Here is a 14,497-nt window from a genome sequence, read left to right as displayed (position 1 = left end):
TTTCTTCACAGCCTGCTCGTAATCATCGGTCAAGATAATTAGTGAACGTTTCATGTATTCCAGTTTAGGAGAAACCGTTTCGGCTTCGTACACACGGATCTGGTTGAGGTAGGCGCCAGTTGTAACACCACGGATGGCAGCAACTACCTGCAACTGCGTAGTACCTTCGTAAATCGAAGTAATACGTGCATCGCGGTAAATGCGTTCAACCGGGTAATCTTTCATAAAACCGGAACCACCGTGAATCTGAACTGCATCGTAAGCCAACTGGTTGCTGTACTCACTCGACATACCTTTTACAAGAGGTGTGTAAATATCGGCCAAACGCTGGTATTTTTTCATTTCATCGCGTTCTTCTTTCTCCAGTTTACGTTCCTCAGCTATGTGCATGTAGGTTTTGTACATATCTACAAAACGAGCTGTTTCGTACAATAAGGTCCTCGATGCGTCGAGTTTTGCCTTCATCATCGACAACATTTCGTAAACCGCAGGGAATTTAATAATGGCTTTACCAAACTGCATACGTTCTTTTGCATAAGCAAGCGCCTCGCGGTAAGCAGCTTCGCACACACCTACCGATTGGGCAGCAATACCCAAACGTGCACCGTTCATCAGGGCCATTACATATTTAATCAGTCCCATTTTACGCGAACCAACCAGTTCTCCCGGAGCATCTTTAAATACGAGCTCGCAAGTAGGCGAACCAATTATACCCATTTTATGCTCGATACGGCGAACTGTTACACCACCGTCATTCTTGTCGTAAATAAACATTGACAGACCACGTCCATCTTTTGTTCCGGGTTCTGAACGAGCCAGCACCAACGAAATATGTCCATCACCATTCGTAATGAAACGCTTCACCCCATTCAAAATCCATTTACCCGACTTTTCGTCGAAAGTGGCTTTCAGCTGAACAGCCTGCAAGTCGGAACCAGCATCGGGCTCAGTCAGGTCCATCGCCATGGTTTCACCCTGACATACGCGGCTCAGATATTTCTCTTTTTGCTCTTCTGATGCAAATTCATTGATCGTTTCGGCACAATCCTGCAAACCCCAAATGTTGACAAAACCGGCATCGGCACGCGAAACAATATCGGCAGCCATAATATAAGGTACAATCGGAAAGTTCAAACCACCATATTTACGCGGTAACGACATCCCCATCAGTCCGGCTTTATTCAGCGCTTCAATATTTTCAGCAGTTCCTCGAGCATAAACAACATGTCCGTCGACCACCTGCGGTCCTTCAGCATCAATTGATTCGGCATTTGGTCCGACAATGTCGCCACAAATTTCACCAACAACTTCCAATACTTTATCGAAGTTGTCCATGGCATCTTCGTGATCCATCGGGGCAAAATCGAAGTTTCCTTTTTCTGTGAAATTCCGCTCCTTCAATTTGACAATTTTCTCCATTAGTGGATGAAACAGGTGGAATCTCAGTTCTTTATTATCATTATAATAGTTAGCCATTACTTAAGTTTTAGGTTGAATTACTTGGTATTCTTCTTATAATACTTAATCATTTTAGGAAGTACTTCCGCAATGTCGCCGGTAATTACATAATCGGCAATGGCATTGATCGGCGCTTCAGGATCAGTATTAATGGCAATAATCTGCGCCGATTCTTCCATACCGGCACGATGCTGAATTTGCCCCGAAATTCCGCAGGCAATATAAAGTTTCGGACGAACCGTTACTCCGGTTTGCCCGATTTGGCGCTCATGATCCACGTATCCGGCATCGACTGCAGCACGCGAAGCACCAACTTCGCCACCTAAAACTTCAGCTAATTCGAAAAGTAATTGAAAATTTTCTTTGGAGCCCATACCATAGCCACCGGCAATCACAATCGGAGCAGCTTTCATGTTCACTTTGCTCTTCTCCATATGACGTTCGATGATTTCCACAGCAAAATCGGCATCGCTGACATATTTGGCAACTTCCAACTTGACTACTTTCCCTTTATATTTCGGATCTAAAATTTCTTTTTTCATTACCCCTTCACGCACAGTTGCCATTTGTGGGCGGCAATCCGGGTTAATGATGGTTGCAATAATATTCCCCCCGAAAGCAGGGCGAATCTGGTAAAGCAGATTCTCGTAAACTTTCCCTTGCTTTTTATCTTCGTGGTTACCAATAACCAAACTGGTACAATCAGCGGTTAACCCACTGTGTAGCGCCGAGGAAACACGAGGTCCCAAATCGCGGCCGATAGAAGAAGCCCCCATCAAAGCAATTTGCGGCTTTTGTTCCTTGAACAGTTTTACAATGATAGCGGTGTGCGGTAGAGTCGTAAAAGGAGCCAAGCGTGCATCGTCAGCCACATACACCGTATCCACTCCGTATGGGAAAATTTGATTTTCGATTCCTTCAAGCTCGTGACCAATCGCCACTGCTTCTAGTTTTACGCCCAACTCATTGGCAAGGCCGCGTCCTTTGGTCATCAGTTCCTGGCTTACTTCAGCCACATGACCATCTTCGATTTCGCAATATACAACTACGTTGTTCATGATTTTTCGTATTAGCTGTTAACCAATGGTATGACTTTCAATTAACTCACGCATCAGCGTGTCCATGTCGTCATCTGACGGACTGAGCACTTTGGCTTCTTTTGCCTGAAGCACAACATTCTCTACGGTTTTAACCTTTGTTGGAGAACCACTAAGTCCCAGTTCTGCATGATCAACTTCAATATCGCTAACACTCCATTCCGGAATATTCAGGTAAGGACGGTCGTTATATAAATGAAGATAATCTTCGTTTGAATTTTGAAGTTCTGTAACCGTTTTTGCATGCTTGTACTTCATAATCAGTTTCGCATTCCGGGCACGGCAATCGGGTGCAGAACCATTCACGGTCATTACCATCGGCAGCGAACAGCTTACGAGTTCAACGCCTCTTTCCAGTCGACGTTTCACGAAGATTTTGTCTTTTTCGATTTTCTGTACTTCCTCGACATAGGTAACCTGAGGTAATCCAAGTTTTTCAGCAACCTGCGGCCCTACCTGAGCTGTATCACCATCGATAGCCTGACGGCCAGCAATGATAATGTCGTAGTCTTTCACTTTTTTAAGCGCCTGTGAAATGGCATAAGAAGTAGCCAGAGTATCTGAACCGGCAAAAGCACGGTCGGTTAATAATATTCCGTCATCGGCACCACGAAACATTCCTTCCCGAATAATCTCGGCAGCACGACCGGGTCCCATTGTCAGAATGGTCACCGTAGTTCCTGGAAAATTTTCTTTGATTCGCAGCGCTTGTTCGAGGGCATTTAAGTCCTCGGGATTAAAGATCGCCGATAAAGCAGCACGGTTAATTGTTCCGTCAGCTTTCATGGCGTCTTTACCAACATTCCGGGTATCCGGAACCTGCTTGGCAAGAACAATCACTTTAAAAGATCTCATTTCAAATTAATTTTTCGGTTTTATTGTTGAAAATCCCGCTATCGTTGCCAGTATAAGGCTGCCATTGCCGGGGACTTTATTGGTTCTAAAAGCAAGGCTAACAAATATAGCCAAAGCACTTAAAGTTTTCAAGGATATGTCATACAGCAACCGGCAAGCCCCAATTTCCCTTGGCAAGTCGGCCGAACAGAATTTCCTTGAATCTGCCGATTTGCGTTCAAATTAATCTGAAAAACAATATTTTAAATTCAGTTATGCATTTCCAACATCGAAAAAGACGGTCCGAATTAATCCATTCTATTTATAATGATTATAAGGAACACACGATGACTATTGCTATTTGCCCCTATCCTATCCGGTAGCGAAAGCTTCTTTTATAAATAGTCAACTCAAAAATCTTCCAATAAGGTGGGAAAATTGATTTTTGCTCTGTAGTTGGTACCAGAGAGCAGAAGCTGGGAGTTTAGGAAAATCATACCACACACCCTCTTTCAAATAGCAACTTAATCTTATTACAACTATTCCTTAATCAAAGCCAAAAAAGCAAGGGCTGATCTTCTATCCGGCGCAATCTTCTTCTCTTCTAAAAAAGGATAACCTATAGTTAGATGTTATACAGTATCTCTCATAAAAGTACAAGATACTTTTATTAAATTTGTAACAAAACTAATATCAAACTCATGAAAAAAAGAAACACCTTTATTGTCATCCTACTGTGCTTTATCAGCTTCAATCTGTCAGCGCAAAGTAAATTAACACTCCATCCGGAGGCCGCGAAAACAAAAATCAGTAAAGAAATTTACGGGCAATTTGCCGAACACCTGGGACACTGTATTTATGGGGGAATTTTCGTTGGTGAAGATTCGAATATTCCCAACATCCAAGGATACCGTGAAGATGTCATGGGCGCATTAAAGGATATGCACATTCCCCTGCTCCGATGGCCAGGAGGATGTTTTGCAGACACCTATCACTGGAAAGATGGTATCGGGCCACGCCAAAACCGACCTTCTATCGTCAATGTAAACTGGGGAGGGGTTACCGAAGACAACAGCTTTGGAACACACGAATTCCTTAATTTCTGCGAGCTAATTGGAGCTGAACCATACATTAATATTAATGTTGGTTCGGGAACTGTGCAAGAAGCTTCGGAATGGGTAGAATATGTGACTTCTTCGAATGTTAGTCCGATGACTGATTTACGCAAGAAGAATGGTCGCGAAAAACCGTGGAATGTGAAATTCTGGGGAATCGGGAATGAAAATTGGGGCTGTGGTGGCAACATGACCCCGGAATACTACTCCGATCTTTATAACCGTTTTGCAACTTATTGCCATGGCGATTTATATCGTATTGCAGGTGGTCCAAACATTGACGACTACAACTGGATGAAAGTTGTTATGCAAAAAACAACACGCCACCGTCAGTTGGTTCAAGGCGTTTCGTTACACTATTACACTTTTACCAATGCCTGGGAAGATAAAGGCTCAGCAACCGACTTTTCGGAAAAAGGATGGTTCTCCGTATTGAGAAATACCCTCCGCATGGAGGACCTGATCAAACGCCACTCAACAATCATGGATCAATACGATCCTGAGAAAAAGATTGGCCTAATCGTTGACGAATGGGGTGACTGGTTCAATGTTGAAAAAGGCACAAACCCCGGATTCCTCTACCAGCAAAATACCCTGCGCGACGCCTTGGTAGCCGGCATCAACCTGAATATTTTTAATAATCATGCCGACCGCGTTAAAATGGCAAACATTGCGCAAATGGTTAATGTACTGCAATCGGTTATCCTGACCAAAGGTGATCAAATGGTACTGACACCAACTTATTTTGTATTTAAAATGTATGCCGTGCATCAGGGTGCCGAGTTAATCCCTATGAATTTAGATTGTGATGACTACGTTTTTGATGGCCAAAAAATTCCGGCGATAAGTGCTTCTGCGTCTACAAAAGATGGTGTAGTATCAATTACACTGTGTAATCTGAACCCCAATAAAGCAGAGCATGTCGACATTGATTTATCCGGAATGGACGTTTCAACTACGAGCGGACAAATTGTTACCGGTAAGAATATGACCGATTACAACGATTTTGATCAGGATGAAAAAGTAAACCTTCAGAAATTTGAAGTTAATAAACCAAAGAATGGCAAGTTAAGCCTGGAACTTCCTTCAAAATCCGTTGTGCTGGTTCAACTACAATAAAATCCAGTAAAATAAGCGTAAAAAGGCGTCCAATAAGGGCGCCTTTTTTATGTTTTAAAAAAGCTCAGAGTATATTCTTTAACATCTATTTTCATGCCGCAAAAATATCATTCTGTCATACATTTGTTAACACAACGTTACCCAATATTAATTTAAAGTTAATCGACATGAGATATGTTAGCACAATTAGCAAAAAGTCAACCAAAACAACAGTTGATTTAATCGAGTTCACAAATGTATACCGTTCAGTTCACCAGTTAGTAGCATTGAGATCTCGTAACCATAAAGAAAACGAGTTATTCCATGCACACCTAAAAAGAGCTACAGAACTTCTATATCACATAAATCCTGATATTAATCCGAAAATTAGCAAGATGATCAATTTCTCTTTTCAATATTACAAGATAAAGCAAGAAGAAGCATTGGATGGTGATAAAAAGGCTCAAAGAATCGTAACCGAATTACGTCCACTTTTCCATAAAAGTCTTTTGTCACTCGTTTATAGAAACTAGAATTTTTGGTGGATTACATTTAAAATTATAAAAAAAGAGGCTTTCCTTTCCCCGGGAAGCCTCTTTCTTATTTAATAAATCTTACAAACTATATTCTTTAACACCTCAAAACATGATGCAGAAATAGCATTTTGTCATAAATTTGTTAAGACAACATTACCATAGGTTAATTTAAAGTTACGCGTCATGAGATATGTTAATATAGCCAACAAATCAACTAAAACGAAAGTTGATTTAGATGAATTCATCAGAATATACCGTTCAGTTCATCAATTAGTGGCAATGAAAGCCCGTAATGAAAAAGAAAATGAACTGTTTTACAAGAACCTAAAAAGGTGTACCGAGCTTTTACATTACATCCATCCGGATATTGATCCAAAGATCAACAAAATGCTTAATTTCTCTTTTCAATACTATACAACAAAGCAGGAAGAAGCATTGGATGGTGATAAAAATGCAGTAAGAATTGTAAGTGACTTAAAACCTCTTTATCATCAGGAGCTTTTATCACTGCAATTTTCGAATTAAGATTTTTTTTGAGGGTTAACATTTATATTTTATCACAACAAAAAAGAGGCTATCCAAAAACGGATAGCCTCTTATATTTTTAAGCCTTTAAATCTTACAATTTAACATCGGGCCATTGCTCTTTGTCCCAATGGATTTCCCGAATCAGCAATTTGGGATTTCCACCGTCATTCGCATCGTAGCCGTGGAAAACTAAATAATCTTTACCATCGAAGCTTACGACTGCATTATGTCCAACGCCGTGCCAGTTCTTATCACCCTTAAGAACGATTGTACCACCACCATGAGCCATTTCTCTTCCGTCTTTATCAACAAATAAACCGGTAAGTTTTTTGGATCGGCCTACAATCATTTTATAGGTACTCTTCTCGCCACGACAACAATAATCGATTGAGGCAAATAAGTAGTAATAGTCTCCCTTTTTGAAAACAAAAGGACCTTCAATAGCATTTGCCCCCGCATCAACCGAAGACTCACCTTCAGATGCAGATTGATCTGCTGGCCTACCCTTGCGGGTTGCTACGGTTGGAAGCTTATTAACATCTTCGTCCACCGACAATAAATCGGGAGTTAACCGCACGCGTTTCACCCCATCCCAAAAGGAGCCAAAGAACAAATAAGGAGTTCCGTCATCATCCAATATCAAATTCGGATCAATCGCATTCCAATTATCTTTCCCCGGAAAAGATTCAATCACTTTACCATGATCTACCCATTTAAAGTCGGGATCGTCCGGGTCAAGTGTTTTATTGGTTGCTACACCGATGCATGATGTATTCTTTCCAAACGCTGAGACAGAATAGTACAAATAATATAAACCGTTATGAAATGAGATATCCGGAGCCCACATGTGTCCTTTAAAAGTTGGAACAGCATCTACTGCCCATTGAGGAGCTACATCGAATACTGCATTTTCTTTGGTCCAATTTTTCATATCATCCGACGACCAAACATCGATTCCCCAGCCTGTTGCAAACAAATAATAGGTCGAATTCTCGCGAATCATCACCGGATCGTGCACAATGATATTCTGGGCCACAACAGTTTGAACACTTAGCAATGTCATGAAGATCATTGCCCCTAAGGCTGAAACATTAAATATTCTCATTTTTCGTATCCTTTAAGCTAGTTTTTCTTACCCCATACCGAAACACCCGATGCGTTTAGCCCGGAAAATACGATAGTGGGTACTCGAGGCGACGCTTCCCAATCCAGTTCCCTGTCAACGCAAAGTTTCAGGTCGCCAATTGTTAAGATCTTCGTTGCTGCATCATAGGTCCATGATCCGGTAATTGCACCAGAGGCTGTATTATCTGCTGCCAGGGTCAGCGTTGATGAAGTTTGCTGCACTTGGTATTGGTAATTTAAGGTAATAGCCTCCCACGAGCCAACTAAATCTTCCGCTGTAATATCATCTTGTGGAACTGCAGCATAACGTTCAGGAAGAACCACTGGCCAGCCATCTTCGGTCCACTCTATCTTGCGAACATGCCCCATCATGATATAATTACTGTAGGCATTGCCATTGGTATTAGCCGGAAGGCGGGCTTGAGATGTATAAAACCAGTCACCTGTACTTTCTTGCTGGAAAATGCCGCAGTGGGAAATCCCAACCCAACCGGAATGATTATTAAACGCATAAGGGTGTGTTATGATTGGGTAAACCTCTCCTCCATCGGTTATATCATTTCCAGCATAATCATAATAGGGTCCTGTGATATTAGTGGCTCTGCAAACCCGTGTGTTATAGGCAACAGAAAGCTCATCGTAAGCAAGGAACAAATAATAATAACCGGTTGCTTCATTATAAATAATTTCCGGCCCTTCCGAAGCTTGCCACCTGGATCCCGATGTACGTGTATAAATCGGTGTTCCCCAGGTAGTCTCGTCATTAATATCAAAATTATTTAAAGGAAGTCCCGTATCTGTATCCAATTGCAAAGCCATAATACCACTATGCCAGGAACCATAAATTAACCACTCTTCTCCTTCAGGTGTCGTAATAAAGGTCGGGTCAATTGCATTATACTTAAAGTACGCATTCCAATCAGTGGTATAAGATGAACGGCTCCAATCGGTTCCTTTATCAGAAACCGAACAAATAACCATTCCGTGATCTGTCCACTGGTTACTTGACAAATCCGATGTTTCCATCATCCCGATAAATGCTCTCTCAGTCCAGGTATGATCAAAATTATCAGCCGTATTAGCCAAACCATTGCCAATAAAATTATCAACTACGATACTGTAATACATACGATACTTATCACCGACCTTACGCACAACCGGAGCCCAATGACCAAAAACCGGGCTATCAATTGGATCTAAACCAACTCTCGCACGCATATTATTCAGTGTGTCCTTCACCCAAGCAGGCGTTTCAGCCATTGCAGTGCCTTCAAATTCCCAGTTTACAAGATCTTTCGATCTTCTGTAAGGAAAGTGACCATGCCCGTCGAGGGCATTACCATACGAAGCATCTGTGCCGTACATGTAGTAGTAAGTTCCGTCGAACACCACACTCGGGTCGTGCACATTTGCCAGGTTCCATTCAGAACGGTTATCCCACGAAGCTATCGCTGAATAGTCGTCTGCATAAGTTGGGGCGATGTAATCAGGTAACTTTACGGTTATGCCTGTCGGTCCCAAATCATCATCATTACACCCTGCAAAAGCCAGAGCGATGATGCTTATAAATAAAATCGATGAATACTTTAATCTCATGTCTAATATCTTTTTTGTGGAGGAAACTTCCTCATCAACACACAAGAATATGCCGATAAGGAAGTCCCTGATTTTATAGAATCACGACTACTCAACAACTGGATGAACACTCCATTTTGATAAGAAATCAGTGCTATTATCTTCATTCTTGTTTGCCGAGTTACCTGTAAGGTTCGGGTTGGCATCAAGAGTACCTTGATAGATTGGGAAATATTCATGTCCCTTATAATAGTACTGGAACGATGAAGCGCTGGCAGTTTCAGCAGTAAGTTCATCGGTGTTGGCAGTACCGTCAAGTTTATAATAACCATGTTTAACCAACTGATTCAAACGACCTGAATCGTAGAAGAAACCCCAACGTAATAGGTCAATACCACGTCCGTTTTCGCAACCAAATTCTTTTGGACGCTCAACGTTTGCTATTTGCTCGAAAAGAGCATCAGCAGTTGGGAAGTCGGCAAGCTTAAGATCAGCCAGAGCGACACGTTCACGAACGAGATTAATGTAATCGATCGCCGTTTGTGTTGGACCATTGATTTCATTTTCGCACTCTGCGGCACGCAGTAAAACATCGCTGTAACGCATCAAACGAAGGTTGACTCCACAGTGCAATCCAGTCGTAATAGAGCTGTAGATGTTGTTTCTTGCGTTGGTGAACTTCGCTATTGATATACCTCCCTGAGAACTGTTTGATAAAGGAGTTTTAGTTAAGTCCTGTTCATAAACCGTGTTGCAACGAGGATCTCCATCAGGATATGCCGCAGTTTTTTGACCGGTATAAGTACTATACTCATCTTCATAAGTAACCAACGTCCAGTACAATCGTGGGTCCAGACGGCCATCCGTACAGTCCTCTTTTTTGAATAAGTTATACAACCAAGGTGAGCCTGCCAGGTCACCCCAGCTACCCAATTCCTGAGAAGCATAGTTACTTTCTACAGCCTGTCCCTGTGTCGCTTCCGAGCTGATATTTACAGGAGTCCATTCTTCGTCAGTTCCACCTGTGCCATAGTCCATAAATTGAACTTCGAAAAGACTCTCTGCATTATTTTCGTAAGCAGTACCTTCTTTAAAATTGTCACCATAGTCAGCCATCAATTCATAATGTCCGTACTTACCTGCAATGATGTCTTTCAATACAGCATAAGCTTCAGCATATTTATGCCGGAACATATAGGCACGCGCCAAATAACCGGCAGCAGCACCGCATGTTGCACGACCTTGAGCCCATTCGCCACCTTCATCGCGCGATGGCAATATCTCCATAGCCGTTTTAAGGTCTGTTTCTATTTGGTCAAACACCTCATCTTGTGTGCTGTTAGCAGCATACATGGTGTTGATGTCTGAATAGGAAGCATAATCTGTAATCAATGGTACAGTTTGGTAATAGGTAGCCAAGTCGTAGTATGCCAGAGACCGGAGAAAGAGAGCTTGGCCTTTAATCTGGTTATAAGAATCTTCCGACATGGTAACAGCATCAACTTTTGACAATACAAAGTTTGTACGGTTTACGACATGGTAGTTGTCGCGCCATGGCCACTCATCACCAATTCCGATAGTACCCGGAGAATTGAGGTTGTCGTATTCCAAATACCACTGTTGAGATGAGTTCCAAACTTCGTCTCCGCGTACGGCATCCAGAGTGTACCCAACGCGGGCAAATGTACCTTCGAGGCGAATACGATTGTAGCACGCAATAACAGCCTCCTGAAGATCGGATTCGGTATTACCAAAATCGTAGGTTGTCTGATTGTTCGGGTTCGTAACATCCAGTTGTTTATCGCAGGCAGTCATGCCTCCAATAAGTACCAACACTGTTAGAATTATATTTAAACTTTTCATATTAATATCCGATTTTTAGATTACATGTTTAGAATGAGAAGTGTACTCCGAACATCATAGTTCGTGGTGTTGGATAAGAACAATAGTTGTAACCGGGAGTAAATGTACCTCCGGCAAAGTCTACGTTGTAACCTTTGTATTTAGAGAAGGTAGCCAGGTTTTGACCCGATACGTAGGCACGAACACCGCTAACACGACCACCAAACCATTTGTCAGGGAAGTTATACCCAAATTCAACGTTAGCAATTTTCAGATAAGATGCATTTTGAATGAAACGCTGACTGAACATATCGTTAGTGATTGAACCTGACGATTTGTAAGCTATACGAGGCACATCTGTGTTTGTGTTTTCCGCAGTCCAGGCATTCAACAGATCAACGCTCTTGTTGAGTGCACCATAAGAACCATGCAATGTGACATCAACAAAATCTACAGCTTTGAAACCTGCAGCTCCATTAGTTGATACGCTCAAATCAAAGCCTTTATATTCTGCTCGCACATTCAATCCATAATGAATTTTTGGGATACCGCTACCCAGGAATTTTTGGTCTTCATTGGTAATTTCGCCGTCGTTGTTAAGGTCGGCATAAGCAATGTCACCAGGTTGTGCTCCGTTTTGAGTAACGTAATCACCTTGCGAGTTAACACGGTAATCGATCTCGTCTTGCGATTGGAAGATCCCTTCAGAAACGTAACCATAGAATTCACCAACTTCACGACCAACCTCTGTACGGCAGTAGCCATCGGTACGAGGTTCGTTTGAAACGCCCAACTTAGTTACTTCGTTTTTAAGAGTCGATAAGTTTGTAGTAACATCAAATCCAACAGCATGTTGATGATTGTGATAAGCAAGCAGGAATTCAAGACCTGAGTTTACCATTGTTGCTGCGTTCATCGTTACTGTTGAGTTGGTAGCACCGGCATTACTTGGAACTGCTACACTATAAAGAAGGTCTTCAGATGTTGACTTATACCAGTCGAAAGTAAATTCCAACTTATTATTAAACATTCCCAGATCAAGACCAAAGTCAACAGTCTTTTTCTTTTCCCATCTGATATTCGGGTTTACATAGTTTGAAATGGCCGAACCGGTAACCTTGTTATTTCCGAAGCTATAAGTATAGTTTCCTCTCGACATAACATCCATATACTGGTATTCGCCAATGTTCTCATTACCCAATTCACCATAACTACCGCGAACCTTTAAGAGGTTAATAAGCGATTTGGATACCGGGAAGAAGTTTTCACGTTCGAGACGCCAACCTCCTGATATAGATGGGAACCAATCTGTATTATCTGTTGAAGAAAGACGGCTTGAACCATCGCGACGAACTGTTGCCGAAAGCAGGTATTTCTCATCGAAATTATAGTTAACACGACCAATATACGATGCCAGCACGTGTTCGCTTTCATAGCTATATGCTGATGTCGTCGCTGCATTGCTTACTTGCAGATAGTAGGGCTCCGGCATGTTAACACCTGTACCAGTCAGTGTATGATAGAGTTCGCGCTCGAAAGTTTGACCAACAACCGCATTAATGTGACTGCGCCCAAATTTACCATCGTAGGTAACCGTGTTTTCGATAAGTGCATCGCTACTGTTACGATAGCCCTCTGTCAGGTTCTCATTGCTCTTCGACAAGTAGTTTGTTGTACTCTGTATAAATGCAGGTACGAATGTAAAATCCTTTGCAATAGTCTTGCTGTACGACATGTTCAGGTTGTAGTTCAACTTGTGATTGCTGCTCTTGAGGCCAAGCATCGTTATCAGGTCAGCATTTGCAGAACCGGAAGCAACAACACGGTCAACATTTGTGTTCCGCTTGATTAAATTATTTTCGAGCAAAACGTTCGTTACACGCAAGTCTCCATGAATGTTGTCATAGTAAGTACCATAACCGTAAGAGTCGTAATTGTATTCTGATGCAGCCGAAATTTTGTCATCAAGAACCCAGGTGGATTCATCGTAAGCCTTAATGGTTGGAGGTAAAAGCAGCACCGATGCCATTACCGGATATTGTGAACCATATAATCCTTGTACATACTCGTTGGCGTTACTCAGAGCCATATTGTCCTGATTGCTGTGGCTATACACGATGTTTGTTTTGAATTTCAAAAACTTAACATCCATCGTATTGTTGACACGGGCAGTATATCGGTCGAAGTTAGGACCGGCTCCAACCATTGTTCCTTTTTGTCCGTAATAGTCGAGAGCAATGTTGTACGTATTGTTTTCACCACCACCAGAGAGGTTGATGTTATGATTCTGACGAACTCCTGTTTTGAACGCCTCCTTAAACCAATCGGTGTTAACTTTGGCTGTACCGTCTGCGTTGTACAAATAATTTTCGCTATCAGGATTGTATCCGGAAGGAACATCCATCCCGCTGTTATTGTAGGCCATAGTGACGTACTGACCATATTGCTCAGAATCCATCACATGGTACACACCTTTTTCCACCTGGTCAACCCCCATGTAGCCACTATAGTCAATCTTCATGGCCTGGTTTTTCTTACCTTGCTTGGTAGTGATGATAACCACACCGTTGGCAGCACGCGAACCGTAGATGGCGGCAGCAGAAGCATCCTTCAATACCTGAAGTGTTTCGATATCGTTTGGAGAGAAGTCGCGGATTGTTGTTCCCATTGGTACTCCATCGACAACGTAAAGAGGTGAAGTACTACCGAATGAACCGATACCACGAATACGTACTGTAGGGTCAGCTCCCGGTTGTCCGTCAGATGTAATTTGAACACCGGATACTTTTCCCTGAAGCATTGTAGAGATGTTTGAGTTTGATACTTTCTTCATCTCATCAGCGTCGACAACTGAAACGGAACCAGTAAGATCAACCTTGCGTTGTGTACCGTAACCAACTACAACCACTTGATCAAGTTCCTTTGTATCCGGAACTATTTTAATGCTACCGAGGTCAGTTTTCCCTTCAACGGCTACTTCTTTAGGTGTGAATCCGATAAAAGATACAAGCAGCGTGGCATCTGAAGGAACAGATAGCGTAAAGTTACCATCGATATCGGTAATCGTACCATTAGTGGTATTTTTTACGACTACAGTTGCACCGGGAAGCGGTTCCCCGCTATCATCAACGATTTTACCTGTAACTTTTATGGTGCCTGGTTGAGTCATGGTCATCTGGTCGGCATTCCCGTTACCTTCAGCATATGTTGCCGGTACAAGCGCCAGCATTCCCAACAGGATTAAATATATATATTTCATAGTCTTAATGTTTTGATCTTATTGATTATT

At 42.1% G+C, this 14,497-nt stretch carries 9 protein-coding genes; 2 read left to right on the top strand and 7 right to left on the bottom strand.

The features are described 5' to 3' along the window. The 3 genes from AC37HE_RS03765 to AC37HE_RS03755 form a co-directional block, all read right to left on the bottom strand. Positions 1-1,476, bottom strand: a 1,476-nt coding sequence (locus AC37HE_RS03765) for an acyl-CoA dehydrogenase family protein (protein WP_500781448.1), incomplete at its 3' end; no start/stop codon positions are given. A gap of 20 nt (positions 1,477-1,496) precedes the next feature. Beyond that, positions 1,497-2,516 (bottom strand): electron transfer flavoprotein subunit alpha/FixB family protein, encoded by a 1,020-nt coding sequence (locus AC37HE_RS03760; protein ID WP_500781447.1) that lies wholly within the window; start codon positions 2,514-2,516, stop codon positions 1,497-1,499. Between the two features lie 18 nt (positions 2,517-2,534). Beyond that, positions 2,535-3,410: an electron transfer flavoprotein subunit beta/FixA family protein gene (locus tag AC37HE_RS03755; protein WP_500781446.1), complete on the bottom strand. Its 876-nt coding sequence runs from the start codon at positions 3,408-3,410 to the stop codon at positions 2,535-2,537. A gap of 680 nt (positions 3,411-4,090) precedes the next feature. Here AC37HE_RS03755 and AC37HE_RS03750 point away from each other — a divergent pair. Then, positions 4,091-5,623, top strand: a complete 1,533-nt coding sequence (locus AC37HE_RS03750) for an alpha-N-arabinofuranosidase (protein WP_500781445.1) — start codon at positions 4,091-4,093, stop codon at positions 5,621-5,623. A gap of 698 nt (positions 5,624-6,321) precedes the next feature. Further along, a complete protein-coding gene (locus AC37HE_RS03745; RefSeq protein ID WP_500781444.1) occupies positions 6,322-6,663 on the top strand; it encodes a hypothetical protein in 342 nt (113 codons plus the stop codon). Between the two features lie 94 nt (positions 6,664-6,757). Here the strand turns inward: AC37HE_RS03745 and AC37HE_RS03740 are convergent, their stop codons facing one another. From AC37HE_RS03740 to AC37HE_RS03725, 4 genes are all read right to left on the bottom strand, one after another. Next, entirely contained in the window at positions 6,758-7,771 is a 1,014-nt protein-coding gene (locus AC37HE_RS03740; RefSeq protein ID WP_500781443.1) for an arabinan endo-1,5-alpha-L-arabinosidase, read from the bottom strand. 17 nt (positions 7,772-7,788) lie between these two features. Next, positions 7,789-9,387, bottom strand: a complete 1,599-nt coding sequence (locus AC37HE_RS03735) for an arabinan endo-1,5-alpha-L-arabinosidase (protein ID WP_500781442.1) — start codon at positions 9,385-9,387, stop codon at positions 7,789-7,791. An 87-nt stretch (positions 9,388-9,474) separates the two neighbouring features. After that, positions 9,475-11,229 carry a RagB/SusD family nutrient uptake outer membrane protein gene (locus AC37HE_RS03730; RefSeq protein ID WP_500781441.1) on the bottom strand — a complete coding sequence of 585 codons (1,755 nt, stop codon included), beginning with the start codon at positions 11,227-11,229 and terminating at the stop codon, positions 9,475-9,477. A gap of 28 nt (positions 11,230-11,257) precedes the next feature. Then, complete coding sequence (locus AC37HE_RS03725) at positions 11,258-14,467, bottom strand: SusC/RagA family TonB-linked outer membrane protein (protein ID WP_500781440.1); 3,210 nt, start codon at positions 14,465-14,467, stop codon at positions 11,258-11,260. Positions 14,468-14,497: the final 30 nt, after the last annotated feature.

Source organism: Mangrovibacterium sp. (genome assembly GCF_059905295.1).
Note: the sequence above shows the minus strand (reverse complement) of the source record. Positions and strands in the feature narration are given on the sequence as shown.

Bases quoted from the DNA above. Each gene is read 5' to 3' on its own strand.
- AC37HE_RS03760 (WP_500781447.1), bottom strand. From the start codon at position 2,516: ATGAACAACGTAGTTGTATATTGCGAAATCGAAGATGGTCATGTGGCT.
- AC37HE_RS03755 (WP_500781446.1), bottom strand. From the start codon at position 3,410: ATGAGATCTTTTAAAGTGATTGTTCTTGCCAAGCAGGTTCCGGATACC.
- AC37HE_RS03730 (WP_500781441.1), bottom strand. From the start codon at position 11,229: ATGAAAAGTTTAAATATAATTCTAACAGTGTTGGTACTTATTGGAGGC.
- AC37HE_RS03750 (WP_500781445.1), top strand. From the start codon at position 4,091: ATGAAAAAAAGAAACACCTTTATTGTCATCCTACTGTGCTTTATCAGC.
- AC37HE_RS03740 (WP_500781443.1), bottom strand. From the start codon at position 7,771: ATGAGAATATTTAATGTTTCAGCCTTAGGGGCAATGATCTTCATGACA.
- AC37HE_RS03725 (WP_500781440.1), bottom strand. From the start codon at position 14,467: ATGAAATATATATATTTAATCCTGTTGGGAATGCTGGCGCTTGTACCG.
- AC37HE_RS03735 (WP_500781442.1), bottom strand. From the start codon at position 9,387: ATGAGATTAAAGTATTCATCGATTTTATTTATAAGCATCATCGCTCTG.
- AC37HE_RS03745 (WP_500781444.1), top strand. From the start codon at position 6,322: ATGAGATATGTTAATATAGCCAACAAATCAACTAAAACGAAAGTTGAT.